The 18,949-nt window shown below is 58.6% G+C and carries 16 protein-coding genes; 4 read left to right on the forward strand and 12 right to left on the reverse strand.

The window, feature by feature from the left end:
• Window positions 1-90: 90 nt before the first annotated feature.
• Window positions 91-1,647: an amino acid permease gene (locus JOE62_RS12365; RefSeq protein WP_420842195.1), complete on the reverse strand. Its 1,557-nt coding sequence runs from the start codon at window positions 1,645-1,647 to the stop codon at window positions 91-93.
• Between the two features lie 455 nt (window positions 1,648-2,102).
• On the opposite strand from JOE62_RS12365, the gene JOE62_RS12370 reads away from it, so the two are divergent.
• Window positions 2,103-3,344, forward strand: a complete 1,242-nt coding sequence (locus JOE62_RS12370; RefSeq protein WP_204722593.1) for a THUMP-like domain-containing protein — start codon at window positions 2,103-2,105, stop codon at window positions 3,342-3,344.
• Between the two features lie 155 nt (window positions 3,345-3,499).
• Complete coding sequence (locus tag JOE62_RS12375) at window positions 3,500-4,642, forward strand: glutamate--cysteine ligase (protein ID WP_204722594.1); 1,143 nt, start codon at window positions 3,500-3,502, stop codon at window positions 4,640-4,642.
• Window positions 4,643-4,669: 27 nt separating this feature from the next.
• Here JOE62_RS12375 and JOE62_RS12380 read toward each other — a convergent pair whose 3' ends face one another.
• The 11 genes from JOE62_RS12380 to JOE62_RS12430 form a co-directional block, all read right to left on the reverse strand.
• Window positions 4,670-5,344, reverse strand: a complete 675-nt coding sequence (locus tag JOE62_RS12380; RefSeq protein ID WP_204722595.1) for a FadR/GntR family transcriptional regulator — start codon at window positions 5,342-5,344, stop codon at window positions 4,670-4,672.
• Window positions 5,341-6,588, reverse strand: a complete 1,248-nt coding sequence (locus JOE62_RS12385; protein WP_338085787.1) for an MFS transporter — start codon at window positions 6,586-6,588, stop codon at window positions 5,341-5,343. Before JOE62_RS12385 ends, JOE62_RS12380 begins: the two co-directional genes overlap by 4 nt.
• Window positions 6,589-6,826: 238 nt before the next feature.
• Window positions 6,827-8,257, reverse strand: coding sequence for a glycoside hydrolase family 32 protein (locus JOE62_RS12390; RefSeq protein WP_204722596.1), 1,431 nt, complete (start codon window positions 8,255-8,257; stop codon window positions 6,827-6,829).
• A complete protein-coding gene (locus JOE62_RS12395; RefSeq protein ID WP_204722597.1) occupies window positions 8,254-8,394 on the reverse strand; it encodes a twin-arginine translocation signal domain-containing protein in 141 nt (46 codons plus the stop codon). Before JOE62_RS12395 ends, JOE62_RS12390 begins: the two co-directional genes overlap by 4 nt.
• Window positions 8,395-8,402: 8 nt before the next feature.
• The gene (locus tag JOE62_RS12400) at window positions 8,403-9,350 is read right to left on the reverse strand and encodes an ABC transporter ATP-binding protein (RefSeq protein WP_204722598.1); all 948 of its coding nucleotides are present in this window, start codon (window positions 9,348-9,350) and stop codon (window positions 8,403-8,405) included.
• Window positions 9,347-10,264 (reverse strand): ABC transporter ATP-binding protein, encoded by a 918-nt coding sequence (locus JOE62_RS12405; protein ID WP_204722599.1) that lies wholly within the window; start codon window positions 10,262-10,264, stop codon window positions 9,347-9,349. Before JOE62_RS12405 ends, JOE62_RS12400 begins: the two co-directional genes overlap by 4 nt.
• Entirely contained in the window at window positions 10,261-11,235 is a 975-nt protein-coding gene (locus JOE62_RS12410; protein WP_204722600.1) for an ABC transporter permease, read from the reverse strand. The genes JOE62_RS12405 and JOE62_RS12410 overlap by 4 nt, the downstream gene beginning before the upstream one ends.
• A 5-nt stretch (window positions 11,236-11,240) precedes the next feature.
• Window positions 11,241-12,218, reverse strand: coding sequence for an ABC transporter permease (locus JOE62_RS12415; RefSeq protein ID WP_134779750.1), 978 nt, complete (start codon window positions 12,216-12,218; stop codon window positions 11,241-11,243).
• Between the two features lie 73 nt (window positions 12,219-12,291).
• Window positions 12,292-13,758, reverse strand: a complete 1,467-nt coding sequence (locus JOE62_RS12420) for an ABC transporter substrate-binding protein (RefSeq protein ID WP_239543365.1) — start codon at window positions 13,756-13,758, stop codon at window positions 12,292-12,294.
• A 254-nt stretch (window positions 13,759-14,012) separates the two neighbouring features.
• Complete coding sequence (locus tag JOE62_RS12425; protein ID WP_204722602.1) at window positions 14,013-15,017, reverse strand: LacI family DNA-binding transcriptional regulator; 1,005 nt, start codon at window positions 15,015-15,017, stop codon at window positions 14,013-14,015.
• Between the two features lie 382 nt (window positions 15,018-15,399).
• On the reverse strand, window positions 15,400-16,428 hold the full coding sequence (locus JOE62_RS12430; RefSeq protein ID WP_204722603.1) for a substrate-binding domain-containing protein: 1,029 nt from the start codon (window positions 16,426-16,428) through the stop codon (window positions 15,400-15,402).
• 122 nt (window positions 16,429-16,550) lie between these two features.
• Between JOE62_RS12430 and JOE62_RS12435 the strand changes: the two genes are divergently transcribed.
• Together JOE62_RS12435 and JOE62_RS12440 are read left to right on the forward strand one after the other, a co-directional pair.
• The gene (locus tag JOE62_RS12435; RefSeq protein WP_204722604.1) at window positions 16,551-18,023 is read left to right on the forward strand and encodes a glycoside hydrolase family 32 protein; all 1,473 of its coding nucleotides are present in this window, start codon (window positions 16,551-16,553) and stop codon (window positions 18,021-18,023) included.
• A complete protein-coding gene (locus JOE62_RS12440; protein WP_204722605.1) occupies window positions 18,020-18,940 on the forward strand; it encodes a carbohydrate kinase family protein in 921 nt (306 codons plus the stop codon). The genes JOE62_RS12435 and JOE62_RS12440 overlap by 4 nt, the downstream gene beginning before the upstream one ends.
• Window positions 18,941-18,949 lie beyond the last annotated feature (9 nt).

Genomic DNA, 18,949 nt, shown 5'->3' on the forward strand with positions numbered 1-18,949 from the left:
CAAGCTGCAGATGCAACTTCCAATGCGACACCCACACATGACTTTAGGACGAGCATTAGCACTCGGTCAAGGCGAGTGCTAATCATTGCCCTAGTTCTTCATGCCGGTTCGCGCAGAGCGCACAGCCGCGGACTCCTCGATGTCCTCCGGAGCATTAAGATCCATGTCGGTGAGCTTCACCAGCTTGGACTTGGTCACCATGCGATGCACCAGCCACAACCCGAGGAACAACGGCAAGCCGATATAGGCCGAAAGCACTTCAAGCCCATGGCCAGCCAGCACCGCTTGGTAGTTCTGCCCGATGATCACGGCGATGAGCATCAGGAATGCCACTATCGGTCCCAGCGGGAAGAGCGGGGCCACATAGGGCAGGTCCTTCGCACTGTAGCCCTGGGCGAGGTAGCCGCGGCGGAACCGGTAATGGGAGACGGCGATACCCACCCAAACAATGAACCCGCACAGGCCCGAGACGTTCAGCAGCCAAGTATAGGCCGCACCCTGGCCCACCAGCGCGGTGAGGAATCCGAACAGGCCGACCGCCGCGGTGGCCAACAGCGCCATGATCGGCACGCCGCGCGAGTTGGTGCGCCCGAAGATTTTCGGCGCCTTGCCGTCGTGGGCCATGGCATAGAGCATGCGGGTCGACGCGTAGAGCCCGGAATTGCCGGCGGACAGGATTGCGGTGAGGATGACGGCATTCATGGCAGCAGCGGCAAAGGCGATGCCGGCCCGCTCAAAGACCAGGGTGAAGGGCGAGGAAGCCACGTCCGCTTCGCCGCTGGCTAGCAGGCTCGGATCAGTGAAGGGAATCAGGCAGCCGATGATGAAGATGGCGCCAATGTAGAAGAGCATGATGCGCCAGAACACCCGTCGGATGGCCTTGGGCACTTCGCGCCGCGGATCCTTGGCCTCGCCGGCGGCTACACCCACCAGTTCGGTGCCCTGGAAGGAGAAACCGGCAATCATGAAGACCGAGACGATGGACAGCCAGCCGCCATGGAATACATCCTTGCCTTCACGCCAGTTCGCCAGCGGATCGGTGTGCGATCCGAGGACGCCGAAAATCATCAGCACGCCAGCGGCCAGGAAGGCGATGACGGTGGCCACCTTGATCAGGGCGAGCCAGAACTCGCCCTCTCCGAAGGCCTTGGCAGACAGCGCGTTCAAGGCGGTCAGCGCAACCAGGAAGACTCCGGCCCAGACCCAACCGGGAACATCGGGCAGCCAGAAGCTCATCACGATGCCGGCCGCGACCAGTTCCGCCGCGACGGTGATGGCCCAGTTGAACCAGTAGTTCCACCCAATGGCGAATCCGAAGGACGGAGAGACGAAGCGGGTGGCGAAGGTCTGGAAAGATCCTGCCACCGGGATCTTCGCGGTCATCTCGCCCAGGGACTGCATGAGCAGGTACACCATGAGTCCTACGGCCGCATAGGCCAGCAATGCGCCGCCGGGTCCCGCCTGGGCAATCGTGCCGCCCGAGGCCACGAACAGCCCGGTGCCGATGGATCCGCCAATGGCGATCATCTGCAGGTGGCGGCTGCTCATGCCGCGCTTGAGCTGGTTCTGGGTCAGAGGCGCCGGATCCCCCGGCGCAACGTCCGCGGTCTTTTGGTCGATAGTCGACGTCGTTGTCGTTCGCTGCATAGGTTTCATCACAGGTGCCATACAACACCAGTCGCACGACGGAATGCGACGCGGATCACTTCACGTTTTGCGGTAGGTAGTTGCCCGCTTGCCGGCGATACTGCTCCGCGGTCCCGATAACCGGTGCTCGGCGACGGTGAACTGTAGAACAGCGAGAGCACTACTTGTTAGTCGGATGCACCAGATGGCAATAAGGATTACGCTTTCTAACCACTTCAATGCTCATGAAAAAGCATCCCTTTCTCTAGACGGTTCCGGATTTCAGATCCTCCGGCTCCAAGATGCCTCTTGTCCGGGCGCGCCCCGTCCGCGTACCAAGGCGCGGCAATGCCTTCCCGGTGATTCTGTGAATTCCGAATATGACGCGCGTTTGTCATATAGATCACGTTCTTTGCGGCCTGGACGCACCATGATGCCCGCACATCCCCGAGGCTCATCGACGATAGTCTTGGGTCATGGCCCAGGCTTCAAATGACTCCACGCTGAATGAACAATTCGCCGCTCTGCTTTCGGAAGATGGCTGGAAGCTGCTTTCCACCATCGATCCATCCATGGTGGCTACAAAGGATGCCGCTTGGGCGCTAAATGAGAAGCTGCGCAAGGAGGGCCACGACCCCAAGGTTGTCCGCGCCGTCATGGCCCAGACCCAGCTGCGATTCAGGGCGCGGGTGAAATTCGGCCCATTCGCCGATTCACTGGTCCTGACCCCGGCCGGATTGGAGCAGGCGACCCGCCTGACCATCGCCGGGCTGCATGCCCGTCGCTACACGAATGCCGGATCCACCCATGTGGCCGACCTCGGATGCGGCATCGGCACCGATTCGATTGCGCTAGCCAGCGCAGGACTGCAGGTCACCGCCGTTGAGCTGGATGAAACGACTGCGGCCGCCACAACCTTGAACCTGATGCCTTTTGACAACGCCAAAGTGATCCACGGCAGTGCCGAGGATACGGACCTGACGGGCATTGATGGTGTCTGGCTGGATCCTGCACGGCGCACCGACGTGAAAGGGAGCACCCGTCGGCTTTTCGACCCCGAGGCGTTCTCCCCTCCTCTGTCTTTCGTGGAGAAACTGGTGGACTCGGGGCTGGATGTCGGAGTGAAGCTGGGCCCTGGCCTTCCTCATGAAGCGATCCCGGCGAATGCCGAGGCGGTCTGGATCTCCGACCACGGCTCGGTCATCGAGGCCTGCCTCTGGTTCGGCAAGCTGAAGCGCAAGGACATTGCCCGCGCCGCACTGGTGATCGACAAGGACGGCGCCCACGAATTGTCCAGTGCTGAAACGGCAGAGAATGACCAGCCAGCACCGGTAGGCGACTTGGAAGCGCACATCTACGAACCCGATGGCGCAGTCATCCGCTCACACCTGATTTCGACGCTGCTGGAGCAGACTGGCGGCCATCTGCTCGATGAGCATATCGCCTACTTCACCCATGAACAGCAGATTTCAACGCCGTTTGCGCGCGGCTACAAAGTCCTGGCAGTCCACGACTACAACGTGAAGAAGCTGCGCAGCTGGGTGAAATCAAACGGCATCGGCACGCTGGATATCAAGAAGCGCGGAGTCGATGTCACTCCGGAAGAACTGCGGCGCATTCTACTGGCAGGCTCTCCCAAGAGTGCCAAGAACAAGGCCACGCTGATCTTGGCCCGCCTCGGAGAGAAACGCGTAGCATTCGAGGTCATCCCGCACTAATCTGGGGTGACGCAGGTCCCACCGGAAGATTGTCCTGGCGGGAGCGGCGCAATACATACAATGAATATGGAGAAACACCGGGGAATCGGTGCATGTTCCATCCGTCTTGTTCGGCTCCGGAGCATTCCGTCCGAGATGTCATCAATAGGAGCGCCGTGCAGAAAATCGAGTTCGTCCAGTCTTCCCAATCCACTATCGGTGTCGAGTGGGAAATCGCCTTGGTCAATCGCGAGAATGCGGACTTGTGCTCGGTTGCCGAGAACATTCTCAACCAGCTCAAGGACGAGGCCGGCCTCGACCATGGTGAAGAGCATCCCACGGTGAAGCCGGAGCTGCTGATGAATACCGTCGAGGTAGTCACCGGCGTCCACACCACCGTGGCCGATGCGGCCGAGGAACTGCGCACCAATGTGCGCATGCTCAACGAGGTAGCGGGCAATCACGGGGTGGACTTGTACTCTGCCGGTTCGCATCCGTTTGCCGCACCGACCTTGCAGCCCGTGACGGACAAGGATCGCTACGCCAAGCTGATTGACCGTACCCAGTGGTGGGGACGGCAGATGGTGATCTACGGCGTGCACGTTCATGTGGGACTCGATGACCGCGAGAAGGCTCTGCCCATCACCGACGGGCTGATCAACTACCAGCCGCATTTCCAGGCCCTCAGCGCTTCCAGCCCCTACTGGGGCGGGGAAGACACCGGCTACGCATCGCAGCGCTCGCTGATGTTCCAGCAGCTGCCGGCGGCAGGGATTCCTTTCCACTTCGATTCGTGGTCCGAGTACGAAGCCCATGTGGCAGACATGCTGCACACCGGAGTCATTGACGATGTCTCGGAAATCCGTTGGGATGTGCGACCGGTGCCGCGTTTGGGCACCGTGGAAATGCGCATCTGCGATGGCGTCAGCTCGCTGGAGGACATTGCCGCGATCACCGCGCTAACCCAGTGCCTCGTGCACGATATGTCGCTGTCCATCGAAGCCGGCTATAAGATTCCGGTCATGCCAGCCTGGTTCCGTGTGGAGAACAAGTGGCGCGCCGCCCGCTACGGCCTGGATGCCATCATCATCCTCAATGCGCAGGGCGATGAGATGCTGGTGACCGACCACCTGCGCTCAGAGGTCAAGCGACTGGCGCCGATCGCCGAGCAGCTGGGATGCTCCGAAGAATTGCAGGGCATCATCCGCTTGATTGAGCGCGGTGCCGAATACCAGCTGCAGCGCAATACCTTTGCGGCTTCGGGCGGGGACTTCAAGGCCGTGGTTCAGGAGAACGTGCGTCGTATGAAGGCCGTCTAGCTTGGGCAGCACCGCTGATGCCTCGGATTACGGCATCCAGCTCATGCAGTAGTCGAGGTTCTTGATGACGGTTCGGGCCGCGGCCTCAGGGTCGCCTGCCTGGATTGCGTCCACCAATGTTTCGTGGCCCTCATGCAGGCAACCATCGAATCCAGCGGAAAGCCGCTGAACCATCTTGGTACCGTGGAAGACATCCCCGAAACTCTCATAGATCTCGCTCATCAACGGAACTCCGGATGCACGCGCCACTTCCAAGTGGAACTTCCAGTCGGCTTGCGCCCAGGCCGGATAGTCCCGGGCTTCCCAAGCCTCGCTTCGCTGGCTCAGCAACGTGCGCAGCTTCTCGATGACTTTCGCATCAGCAGCTTTCGCAGCGAGCCGGGCGGATTGGGTATCTAGGGCGAAACGCACCTGGAGCACGTCCTGGTCGGAGTGGTCGCGGAACACGCGTTGAGCGGTGCCGCTGATCTCGCTGGTCGCACGCACATAGGTCCCATCACCGCGGCGAACCTCGAAGATGCCAGTACTGGCCAGCGCCTTGATGGCTTCGCGCAAGGTCCCCCGTGAGACTCCCATTTCAGCCATCAGCTCGGGCTCTGCCGGGATGCGGTCCCCGACCTTCCAGCGGCCTTGGGCTACCGCGGCCTGCAGCTTCGTTCCAACCTCTTCGGACAACGGAGGACGCAACGGAATCTTGCTCATGAGCGCTCCGCTTCGGCCGAGCTGTCAACTTCAATCAGCTGATGCTCATCGGCTTCGGTACGCAATCCCCCGAGCTTGAAGCAGAACAAGAGCTGCATCACCGAGAAGCCAAGGATGATTACCAGGCCAGCTGTCCACGACCCCAGCGCACCTTGCATGAATCCCAGTGCGAAAGGGCCGATGGCCGCAATCAGGTATCCGACAGATTGGGCCACGGTGGACAGTGCGGTCGTTTCTGCCGCGCTGCCGCCGCTGCGGCTGATCATGAGCATCACCAGTGGGAATACTCCGAAACCCAGGCCGATGAATATCGAGCTGATCAAGGAAAGCTCCACGGGCAACAGCAGCAACGCGATAAAGCCGAGGACAGAGCAACTGGTAGTCAGCACGAAAGCCGTGCGCAGCAGATTCGGCTTCGATGCCATCCAGAGCATGATCATGACTGTAGGGATGCTGACACCCTGCACGATGCCGAGCATCAATCCGGCATCAACTGGCTCCAGCCCGCGCGAAATGAGAATATGCGGCAGCCAGCTGACCACGGTGTAGACCAGCAGCGACTGGAGAGCGAAAACAGCGGTGAACAGCAAGCCCTTGCTCGTGGCCAGCAACGGCCATGGGGAAACATGCGGCCCTTTTTCAACGGCAGGCCCCTTCCCGGAAATGGAAAGCGGCACAATGACCAGCAACGCCATGCCTGCGGGAATAGCCCACAAGGCCAAGGCGGTTGTCGGAGAACCTGCCTGGACCGCCAGTGGAACGCTGACCGCCGAGGCCAGCGTCGCGCCAATGGACATAGTTATCGTGTAAGCAGCAGTCATCGACGCAGCACGATTCCTGTCGTGCTCTCGGATGAACGACGGCATCGCCACATTGCAGATGGCCAAGCCGCTCATGCCCACGACGGTGCCGGCCGGCAAGGCCCAAGTTGAATCGACAACGCGCAGCGCCAAACCGGCAGTGAACAGCAGCAGGGACAAGGCGATCCCGAGCTCGAGTCCGGTGCGGCGGAGCACAATGCTGGTTGCGGCACCGGCAAGCGCGAAGCAGAGCACAGGGATCGTGGGCAGCAGCGACGCGGTGAACGTGCCGTACCCCATCATTTCCTGCAGGTCGTGGAAAAGCGGAGAAGCCGAGGCAATACCCATGCGCAGGTTCAGCCCGACGAGGATCACCGCTGCAACTGCCAGTGCGCTTGCCCGCCAAGGATGCTTGGCGGCATTGCTGGCAGGAGGCGGGGCCACGGCTTCTGGTGCGTTGTCGATCGCGTTTAAACATTAGAAGTTTGATGTTTCACGCGGCAAATCCTGTGATCCAGCGCACCAGAACCTCGCTACGTGCCCGCTTCCGTCCGCCAAGTATTGCTGCTCGGGCTCGAACTCCGGCTGCGTCGTGCACATGGCAAGCACCTCAGGAGGGCCCGCGACCCGATTTACCCCAAGCCACCCTCGGGCTTCCTGGATCCTGGCAGCAGCCAGCCTCCTATGCGAAGCCCAGCTCGCGCGCCGTGAGATTCTTATATGACGCTTTCCCGCCGGAGACAAAGAGCTTGATCCCGGCATCAGTGGACAACGGGAACACGCGATGAGAGTGGACGAGCCGCCCGTCGCCGAAGAACACCTCGACGCTAGAGCGATCCACCAGGATGCGCACGTCGAGTTTCCAGCTCGGTACCTCCAGCGGACTCTTGGATTCGCCCTTATCCCCAGGATGGAAGCCCGGCTTGCGATTCACATAGGCGAACCCGCCGGCCAAATAGAGCCCGGTTGCCACATGGCGCGTTCCGGATACGGCCCGGCACAGCTCGAAACCGATGTTTTCCGGCGGGTTGGCCGGGTCCCACTGCAATTCGCACTGCAGCACATAAGCACTGCTGGAGAACGGGAGAATCTTCTCCCCCGAAACCACAGGGCTGCCGAACTTGGTGGTTGCACGGGCTAGCCTGTCCAGCTGCGCCACCGGAACAGAAGCGAGGTAGTTGCCATTCGGTCCGGCAACCATCCGCACCTCGCGCACAATCATGTCGTCTCCGTTGTAGCCATCGGTGGCCATGCTCGGAGCATTATGCGGATAATCCCAGAAGTTGTTCCAGCCAATGACGCGACGCATTCCGGGATTTTCGCTGCCATCGGCGTGGTGGTCCGGATAGGTCACTGCGCCGTAGAAGTCGAAGCCCCAATCCAGCCATTGCGGTTCGGCCTGAGAAGCAGTGAAGGCCTTTCCGTCGAAGTCGCCAATCCAATAGGCGTAGGTAGCGGGCAAATCGCGGGGCTTGCCGTTAGCGCTGGTTCCCAGCACCCAATGCCTGGAGCCATCCGAAGCCTGGATCTGGAAGAGATCCGGGCATTCAAGAATGCCCAGAGTGGTGCGCACGAATTCGCTGGTTCTCGTCCACTGCTTCAGATCCGCCGAAGCATAGATTCCGATGCGGTCTCCCTCGGCATTGAGCAGGACCCACTGAGAGCTCTGCTTATGCCAGATCACCTTCGGGTCGCGGAAGGCATCGGTGCCCGGGTTGGCCAGAACCGGTTCGGTCCCTCCGGGTTTGAAGCTGCGTCCCTTGTCGGTGGAGTACCAGAGGTACTGGGCCTGCACGCCATTGGGGGCTTGGGTGACCAAAGCAATCAGCGTGCCCTTCCCGTATCCTGCGGTGTTTTGCTGGTCGATGACAATTGATCCGGACCAGCAGTCCCCGTTGGGGCTCTCATGCTTGCTGATAGCTACGCCGCGGTCAGTGAAATTGACGTGGTCAGTGGTGCTCGCCATGCGCCAGCTGGTCCCATTGCCGCCGAGAATGTAGTCCTCGTTGTAGAGGTAGTAGTAGAGGTATTCGCCATCAAGATACACCGGACGCTGCGGGTCGTTCTTCCAATTGTCGGGGACGCTGAAGTGGTAGCTGGGACGATAGCTCATGGCCGGGGAAACGCCCTTCTTGGTCTTGGAGCGGCATGGGCTGCATCTGGGCCAACCCCGGCCAGCCCCAAAGCGGTGGCTGCAGCCAGGGTTTTGACAACATTTCTCCGGGAGGCGCTGCCATAGGCGGCATTCATATCCAGATTCAATTCATTTCGCTTTCGCCGGCCAGCACCCAGTGCTGGCGTGATTCATCGATCATGTGCTTTTTCAGGGTGGTGCTGGCCGACCAGCGGTGGCTCTGTTCACGCAGGGCCGCGCGCTTCGACGCATCCTGGCTGCTGTCGCGGTCCGGGTCGGGTACCGCGCCCACCAGCAGCCGGGTGTATGGATGCCGGGGATTGTCCAGCAGCTGCACGGACTCGCCCGACTCGACTATTCGCCCCTCGTTAAGTACCGCGATCCGGTCCGAGAGATAGCGGGCGGATGCCAAGTCGTGGGTGACATAGAGGATGCAGATCCCATGCTCATCGCGCAGCTTGTGCAGCAGATTCAGCACGCCGATCCGCACCGAGACATCCAGCATGGAGGTCGGCTCATCGGCCAGGATGACTTTCGGCTTGGCTGCCAGCACGCGGGCGATTGCAATGCGCTGGCGCTGTCCGCCGGAGAGCTCGTGCGGGAATGAGGACAACACATCCGGGCTCAGCCCGACGGTGGACACCAGCTTGGCCATTTCCGCGCGCTTGGACTTGATGCTTGGCTGGTGCAGCGCCAAGGCGCGTTCCAGGATGTGCTCCACTCGGAAGGCCGGGTTCAACGAACCGAAAGGGTCTTGGAACACCATTTGCACTTCACTGCGGTAGTTCCGGGCCGCTGATCCTTTGAGCCCGGATATATCCTTTCCGTTGACCAGCATTTCCCCGGAATCCGGTACCTCAAGCAATGCCAAGCAGCGGGCCAATGTCGATTTACCGGAACCTGATTCGCCCACCAGCGCCAAGATTTCACCGCGGTGCAGATCCAGGTCGATACCCCTCAGGGCCGGAACCTTCGTGCGACGGAACAGTGCGGTGCTGGTGAAAGATTTGCTCAGCGAACGGATACGCACCACTGGCACCATAGATGCGTGCTTGGCAGCTGTCGAGGTCATGACAATTCTCCTTGAGTGAGGACCGGGGCTTGGGTCGGGGCGACCCAATGGCCTTCGCCTACCTGCCTAAGGTCCTTGATGTTGGTGAATCTGGTGCCTTCGGCCAAACCGGTGAGCTTGACTTTCGGGCCGTGCAGGGGCGGGAACGCTCCGAGCAGCGCCTGCGTATAGGGATGCTTCGAACCATGGCGCAACGACGGCGCCGGTGCCAGCTCCACGATGCGCCCGCCGTACATGATGCCAATGCGATCGGAGAGCTCCAGCATCAGCGACATGTCATGGGTGATGAACAGGATGGCGAATCCGAGTTCGCTTTGTAGTTCCCTGATCTGCTCTAGGATTTCTTGCTGAACCACTACGTCCAGCGCCGTGGTGGGCTCATCCAGGATCAGCAACCGCGGGTTCAGCGCACAGGCCATGGCAATGACAATGCGCTGGCGCTGTCCGCCTGAAAGCTGGTGCGGATAGGCCCGCAATCGCGCCGGATCGATGCGCACCATGGTGAGCAGCTCTTCGGCGCGCTGCACCGCGGCAGCACGGGTGCCGCCACGGTGCGTGCGGATCACATCGACAAACTGCTCGCCAATTCGGGTGACCGGGTTCAATGAGTTCATCGCCGACTGGAATACCATGGCGACGTTGTTCCAGCGCCAGACGCGCAGTTCCGCTTCGTCCATGCCCAGCACATCTTGGCCTTCAAAGAGGATCTTGCCGTGGGTGATCCGCGCAGGATCTTTCAGCAAGCGCATGATCGAGTTGGCAATGGTGGACTTGCCGCAGCCGGACTCCCCCGCCAAACCGAAGATTTCACCGGAGTGGATGGCGAAGCTGACCCGGTCAGCGCCGCGCACAGCTCTCTCGTCGCTGACGTACTCGACGGTCAGTTCCTGAACTTCCAATACCGGGACGCTCATTTTTCTTCCTTTCGCACCACGGTAGTCGCCGCGGTGCTTTTCGTTGCATGCTTCGGGCGGCGCAGGCGCGGATTGGTGATTTCATCCACCGCGTAGTTGCACAGGGCCAAGGCGAAGGCGACCAAGGCGATGGCCAGGCCCGATGGCACGAAAATCCACCATTGGCCCAGCATCAGCGATCCGTCGCTGGTCGCCCAGAACAGGTTGGTACCCCAGGAGATGGTGTTCACGTCGCCCAAGCCCAGGAATTCAAGCCCAGCCTGTGCGCCGATGGAGCCGATGATGCAGCCAAGCAGCGTGGTCATGACGACCGAGGCCATATTGGGGAGCATTTCGCGGACCATGATGCGCAGCGGGCGCTCGCCCGATACCAAAGCCGCGGCAACGTAGTCTTTTCCGCGGATGGACATGGCCTGGGAACGCATGACGCGTGCGCTGCCTGCCCATCCGGTAATCATCAGCACCACGATCACCGTGCCAAGTCCAGGTGGCATGAATGCCGCCAGGATCACCAGCAACGGCAGGCCGGGCACCAGCAGGAAGACGTTGGTAACCAGGGAGAGCACCTCGTCCAGGCCGCGGCCGAAGTAGGCCCCGCTCAACCCGACCAGCACGCCGACAATGGTGGAGAGGATGCCGGCGGCGAAGCCGACGAAGAGCGACGAGCGGGCACCCCACAGGGTCAGCCCCAAAACGTCTTGGCCCTTGCTGGTGGTACCCAGCCAATGCTCCATGCTTGGTGCGCTGGCACCGGCCGAGGTAATCCGCGACGGATCCCCGGGGAAGAGCGCCGGGGCAAGCAAGGCCAGGATGATAAAGGCAAGCAGGATGCTGAGCCCAGCCAAGGCCTTGCCGTTGCGGAGCAAAGTCCGCAGCAATCGGGTAGCACTGACTCTGGCACGCGCGGAGCCGCTTTCCTCCGCTGGTTGCGAGGCAGCCAGCGTCTGTGGATCTGTAGCATTCTGGGTCATGGCGATCAGCCTTTCCGCACGCGAGGGTCGAGTCGGACGTAGACAAGGTCTACGAGGAAGTTGGCTATCAGCACCGCGGCAGTAATGGTCAGGAACATGCCCTGCATCAGCGGGTAGTCAAGGCCTTGGACAGCGCCGAGCAGCTGGTAGCCGACGCCTGGGTAGGCAAATACCACTTCGGTCAGCAGTGCGCCGCCGACGATGAAGCCTATGCTCATGCCCATGCTGGTGACCGATGGCAGCATCGCGTTGCGTGCCGCGTAGTTCAGCATGATGCGGTGCGGTCGCAGCCCCTTGGCCTCTGCCATCAAAATATAGTCTTCGGAATTGGTGGCAATCATGGTGTTGCGCATGCCCAGCATCCAGCCGCCCAGGGAAACCAGCACGATGGTCAGCGCAGGCAGGACCAGGTGCGCTGCAACGTCCAGGATGAACTCGAGATTGAATCCGGGAACCAGGCCTACGGAGAAGGCATGGCGCATCGGGGCGACGCCCATGTTGATGCCGAAGATGTACAAGGCCCCCATGGCTAGCCAGAAATACGGGAAAGAACCGATGAACACCAGCAGCGGTGGAGCAACCGAGTCCAAGAAGCCGCCACGGCGCCAGGCGGCAAGGATGCCCAGGAGGTTTCCGAGGATCACGGCGAAAATCAATGAAGTCAGTCCCAGCAGCAAGGTCCACGGCAGCTGCGAGGCGATGACCTCGGAGACTGGAGTGGGGAAACGGGAAATCGACATCCCAAAGTCGCCGGTCAAGACACGGCCAAGATAGCCAAAGTATTCGGGGATGATGGGGCCGCCGTCCACTCCCATCAGGGTTCGAAGTGCTTCGACTTGTTGTGGCTCAAGCCGTTGCTGCGAGCGGGACAGCATGCGGGTGACGGGATCGCCTGGCATCAGCCGCGGTAGAAGGAAATTCAGGGTGATTGACGCCCAGAAGGCTAGGAGATAAAAGCCCAAGCGCCGTAGGAGGAAACTCATGTTGTGTGTCCTTGGCTAAGGATCGCAACGCAGCGGGCGGACGGTATCCGCCCGCTGCGAAGGGAAAATGTTGCTAGTTCGCTGGTTCCAGGCTGGTGAGCACCAGAACGGTGGTCGGGGCCCGGTTGCTCAACGTGGCATACGGGTTATCTTCGGTTGGCCAACCCACGAAGTTCTCAGTGGTGTAGGCACCCCATTCCGGGCCGGCGAATAGCGGTACTACCGGTGCCAGTTCGCTGTAGCGAGCCTGCAGGTCGTTAACGATCTGCTTCTGTTCTTTCTCATCGCTGGCAGCAGCGAACTTGTTCAACAGCTCATCTGCTTTTTTATCGCTGAACCGGTGGTAGTTGTCAAAGCTCTGCTTGCCCACGGGCTTGACGTTCTGGCTGCCCATGAGGTTGAGGTAGTACTGGTAAGGAGTCGGAGCGTTAGCGCTCCAAACGATTCCGGTGTCGAATTCACCGGTTTCGTAGCTTGCGGTCACCGCGGCCCAATCCGGCGAATCAACAGTGGCCTTGATGCCCACGTCCTGGAGGTTTTGGGCGATGATATTCGCTACCGAAAGCCAATCCGAGGAGGTTGAACCCACGGAGATATCGAAGGTGAATGGCTTGCCAGTGGCGGTGGTGCGCTGCCCCTGTGCATTCTCCTTGAAGCCTGCTTCATCAAGAAGCTTCTTTGCGCCTTCCACATCCCGCGTGGTCCAGTCGCACTGTTCGACGACCGCAGCGTCGCGCCACTTGTCGTAGTTGCCGGACAGTCCGGTGCAGTCCGCTGGTTTGGCGTAGTCGGACATGCCGACCTTGACTATCTGTTCGCGGTCTACGGCCATGCTCAACGCCTTGCGTACGCGAACATCCGAGAATTCTTTCTTGGTAGTGTTCAGCTGCCAGTTGATTTCGGCGCCAGTGGTCGGGAACCAGAAATGACGGTGCTCCGGATCTTTGTCCACGTAGGTCGATTGGATATCCGGCATGTAGGTTTGCGTCCAGTCAACATCGCCGGAGATGGCGGCGAGGTTGGCTCCGTCATTGCCGGCGAAAGCGAGCATGCGGATGCCGCCGATATTCTGCTTCTCGGGTTGCCAATAGTATGGGTTCTTGCCCAATTCGAAGGACTGCGCCTGGAAATTGGCTACTTCGGTGTATGGTCCGGTGCCTACTGGTTTCGGGTTCTCTTCATTTCCGGGCTTGTCGAACTTGGACCAGATGTGGGCCGGGACAATCACCTGCTGGCCCAGTTCGTAGAGGGCCGGGGTGAATGCCTGCTTGAAGTGGAACTCGATGGTCGAGTCATCGAGAGTCTTGATGGACTTCAGGTAGTCATAGCCGCCGAGCAGTTCCTTTTGCAGTTCAACTGAGAGCTTGACGTCCTTGGACGTCAGCGGGGTGCCATCGGAGAATTTAACGCCCGGACGCAGAATGAAGGCCAGCGACTTTCCATCTTTGCCTGCACTCCAGTCCGTGGCCAACCAAGGCACGGTGTCGCCGCCTGCCGGGTTGTAAACCAGCATGGATTCATAGATGGACTGGCCGGTCATTGGCGCGGCGTTTGGTGAGAATGGGTTGAAGTTTCGGGAGAAAGTGCCCATATCTTCACGTGGGATGGTGAGGAACGCAGCGCTTGCTGATCCGTTGCCACTTTCAGTTCCGCCAGGATTAGATGCAACGCATCCACTCAAGGCGAGAGCACCCACCACTGCGGTGGCAGCCGCAGCAAGGTGCGCACGACGTAGGTATTTGATTATCATTGAAGTTCCTCATCCATTCATGTGATGTGTAGCGGAGGGGAAGCTCATCTACGGCCGTGCATGGCCACAGATGAACGAATGCGTGGAGGGCAGCCGATGGTAATTTGGCGATTCTCAATCGGTGAGCCCTCTACCATTTGGTTGAGTAGAGCTACTCCTGCCATACCCAATTCTTCAAAGGGCAGGGCAATCGTTGTCAGTTTTGGTCGCATATGCGGAGCCAGGATTTCTTGATCGTCAAATCCGACGATTGAAATGTCTTCTCCTACACGCAAACCACGTTCTTTGATTGCGTCATAGGCGCCCATGGCGATCCGGTCATTACCGCAAAAAATTGCGGTCGGAGGATCTGATTGGCTTAGCAACGTTTGCGTCCCGTGATAGCCGCTGTCCGCGGTTCCATCGCCAGGGACGATTTTTGAATCGTCCGGCTCGATCCCATGGTCCAACAAGGCCTGCTTCATACCGGTTTGGCGCCCGATTTGTGCAGGGATTCCTGTTTTGAGGGTGATGTGCCCGATGTTGGTATGTCCCGCCTCTGCGAGAATTTCGGCCGCGGCGTAACCGCCACCGATCTCATCAGGAACAATTGAGGGGAATTCTCTCTCAGCGTCAAAGCAATTGACCAAAACGCAGGGAACCGATTTCGCGTTCTCCGGCACTGTGATTTCACGGTGCCACGTGGTTGCGATGATCAGTCCGCCGACTTGTTGCTCGAGTAGCTTTTCCACGGCGAGTTGTTCCATGCCCGGATCATCTTCGCTTGGCGCGACGAGCAGAAAATTGCCGTCTTTCCATGCTGCCTGCTGTGCTCCTTTGATCACGTCGGTAGCAAAGGGAGAAGTGGCAATTTCGGTAACCAGGCCGAACCATGAGCTGCGTTTGCTAGCCAGGGTACGTGCAGCCGCGTTGGGGCGGTAGCCCAGCTCGCGAGCTGCCTGGTTGATTCTCTCTCGCGTGGACTCGGGGATGCTCGATGCCATCCGTCCGTTGAGTACAAACGAAACCGTTGTTCGGCTGACGCCGGCCGCTTTGGCAACGTCTGCCATGGTCACAGACTGTGGCGGCATGCCCCCTCCTCCCCTTTGAGATCAGTGCGTGTACTGACGTGCAAACGTTTTGCTAACACGATTCAGTAACGCGCGTTACTACGCTGAGAAATAAGGTAACCCACATCACTTGCGAGTGTCAAGAAAGAACTTTTCGGGAGGTCGCGAGAGCGCGCCACAAGGAAAGCACGTGAGTAAAAAGCGGTAGGCGTGCCGGCATTCCGAGCGTTATTTGCCCTTGATTTGGTCATTTGCCGCATGGCCCAAGGGCCCACGGCAAGTCAAGAACAGGAGCGGCCTGGCGGAACAGCTCACAAACCCACTAGTGGGACTTTCTGGGAGATTAAGAGTCTAATTCCCGCCAGTTTCCAAGTAGATCCGGCTAATGAGCCATCATTGAGTCGCGCTCGATAAGCGGCATATCAATCTGGTGCTCGCCAGGCTTTAGATTTCCATCCAGCAGCAGCTCAACAGCGAGCGAACCCATTTCTTCATAAGGAAGACGAATCGAGCTCAGCTGGGGTCGAAGATAACTGGCAATGATTTCATCATCGAAAGACAGCACAGATAGATCCTTGCCCGGGGTCAGCCCTTGTTCGGCGAGCGCCTGGAAGACACCCATGGCTACACGGTCATTGGCGCAAATGATGGCATCCGGGCTGTGCCCTTGAGCAAGTAACTGCGTGGTGGCTTCATAACCATCAGTAGGGTTCCAGTCATCTAGCACCCAGTGGCCAAGGACTTCGAGTTTCGTTTCGGCCAGGGCGCCGCGCAATGAACTGAACCGACGGGAAATACTGGGGTACGTCCGTGGATCTTTTTCAGCGTTCGCCAGTTCACCGATGACTGCGACACTGCGTGCCCCGGATTCAATCACACGCTGCACCGCCTTGGCGCCGGATTCATATTCGTTGGGAAGTACTGCGGTTCTCGGAATCGCATCAAGTCCGTTAACCAAAACCGTGGGTAGACCAGTAGATGGAAGATTGAGTTCACGTTGACGTGAATCCATAAATCCGAGAATCAATCCATCAACATCTCTGTGCGCCATTTGAGTAACAGCTTCAGCCAATTGATCTGGCTTACCAAAGGTTTCAGCAATCAGAACCGTGTGGTCGCGCGCCTCGGCGGCACGCAAGATGCCGGTGATCATTTCCGAGGCAAAGCGGGTAACAGTTACTTGATCTGAAATAAAACCGAGGGTTCGAGTCTTTCCGCTACGTAGTGATTGGGCCGCGGCATTCGGACGGTATCCCAGTTTCTTAGCCACACCGCGAACACGTTCGCTGGTCTCTGCAGACAGGCGCGTTCCGGGCTTATTGTTCAGGATCATACTGACGGCAGCCTTCGACATACCTGAGGCCTGCGCAACGTCAGCAATGGTGACCCGCTTAGTTTTCGGTTTTTCCACTTTTCCTTCTTGCCACTGTCTTACCTGCAATATTCGACCCTAGTCTATTGCGAGGTCTGGGTCACACTGCTAAAGTTCTTTGCTAAATGGATTTAGCCGACTCTTATTGAAGGATGGCAGCGTTGCCCAATACACAGCAGGTCGCGGTGAAGCGACCGGAGCTACACTTCACAGCAAAGAAAAACTGGATCAACGATCCCAACGGGCTTTTCTTTGATGGACAGCAGTACCACCTCTACTTCCAGCACAACCCGCACGGCGTTAGCCATGGCTACATGTCATGGGGTCACGCGGTCAGCACTGACTTAGTGAACTGGGAAGAACTACCGATCGCGATTCTCCACGGCGATGCCGCAGACATCTTCTCAGGCTCCATCGTGGTGGATCATGAAAACACCACTGGCATCGGCGATGGAACGATTGCTCCGGTCATTGCGATTTACACGGCGGCCGCCAAGGACGAAACCAACCAGTCTCAGGCCATCGCGTACTCAGTTGATGGCGGCGCCACCTTCACCAAGTACGAGAACAACCCCGTACTTGATCGTGGCTCCAAAGACTTCCGAGACCCGAAGGTCATGCGCTACGAATCTGCAGAAGGTTCTTACTGGGTCATGGTTGCTGTAGAAGCAATTGAACGCCGGGTACTGTTCTACCGATCAGAGAACCTGGAGGATTGGACCGAACTTTCCAGCTTTGGCCCACAGGCAGCTGTGGCAGGAATCTGGGAATGCCCGGACCTCTTCCAACTACCCGTAACTGGCACCGATGAGCTCAAATGGGTACTGGTTGTTTCGTTGAACCCTGGCGGTGTTGCAGGTGGCTCCGGCACTCAATACTTCGTTGGTGAATTTGATGGCACCACCTTCACGCCTGATCAGGTTCAACCCGGTTGGGAGAGCTTCGAGTACAAGGATTTGAAGCAAGGTGACTGGCTGGATTGGGGCCGCGACTTCTACGCTGGTGTCAGCTTCCACGGACTTCCAGTAGATCAACAGACACTCATTGCTTGGATGAGCAACTGGGACTACGCTCGCGAGCTCCCCCACGACGGATGGCGTGGTTCCATGAGTGCGGCCCGTCATCTGGACTTGGTCAAGAACAACGATGGCAAGTTCGAGATTCGTCAGCGCATCCTCGGACTACCCACGGCACAAGAATCCGGTACACCAGCTCCAAGCGGTGACACCCGTATTGAGCTGGGTTCCCCTGCCTTGATTGAGTTGAGCGTTGTTGAGCGCTCCAGTGATCCAACGGTACTTTCTTTCTATCGTTCGGATAACACGCTGATCAGTGAACTGACTATCGATTCCGAAAAGATTGAGCATCGTCGCGAGGCTGGCAAGGTGGATCATGAACTCTATGCATCCAACCAGCGCATGCCTTTGCCAACAGATATAGGCAAGCTCGTCGTACAGGTAGTAGTGGATCATGGATCAATTGAAATCCTTGCCGCCGATGGTCTGCGTTCCCTGACAGATCAGTTGACGGGAGAAGACTCCCCCGCCTTTGCGAGCTTGCATGTAGCTTCTGGCACGAGCATTTCATTCACTGTTCAACAGCTCTCGGGTGAGACGATGGAGATCAACGCATGAGTCACATCGAAGTTATGGGTGAATCGCTTGTCGACGTTGTTGGCGGAACAGCTCACCCCGGAGGTTCGCCTCTAAACGTGGCCGTCGGGCTGGCCCGCTTAGGTCATGAGGTTCATTTCTCCACCGAGTTCGGACGCGATACTTACGGCAACCAAATTGACGAGCACCTTCAGAATGCCGGAGTAAAAGTTATTGCCGGCTCCGTCACTGAACGTTCCACATCGGTAGCGCAAGTGGAGATGGATGAGCTTTCCAATGCTCATTACACTTTCGATATCCACCAGCAAATCCCTGCCATGCAAGCTGATGATGCCACCGAGTTGCTTCATACAGGTTCCATCGCCGCATGGATTGAACCTTCAAGTCAGTGCATTGTTGATGCATTCATGAATGCATCGGTTCACTCGCTACGGAGCTATGATCCGAACCTCCGTCCTGACCTCGTTCAGGAGAAAGACTCGGCGGTTGAGCGCATTGAACAGTTGATGTCACTAAGCAACATTGTGAAGCTCAGCGATGTTGATGGCCAGTGGCTCTACCCCGAACTTGAAGCTTGGGAAGTACTAGAGCACATCGCGAGCCTCGGACCTGGTCTGGTCGTGATGACCCAAGGAGCAGACGGTTGCCTAGCGCTGACTTCTGGACGCCGTATTGATATCGAGGCTTCACCTACCACTCTGGTTGACACTATTGGTGCCGGTGATGCTTTTATGTCCGGTCTGCTCTATGGAGTATTAGCTAATCCGGAATTGGCTCTTGCGCTTCGTAGTGGAACAACTGCCGATTCTAAAGATGTTGAAGTTGCGCTTCGTCATGCGTTAACCTCAGCTGCACTAACAGTGGCACAAGCTGGAGCCAATCCCCCTTGGATTGAAGACTTCTCCCTCGCTATCAATAACTACGCTTCACAGCATTAACGAAAGAAT

The sequence above is a fragment of the Glutamicibacter nicotianae genome (assembly GCF_016907615.1).
In the GTDB taxonomy this organism is placed as follows: domain Bacteria; phylum Actinomycetota; class Actinomycetes; order Actinomycetales; family Micrococcaceae; genus Glutamicibacter; species Glutamicibacter nicotianae.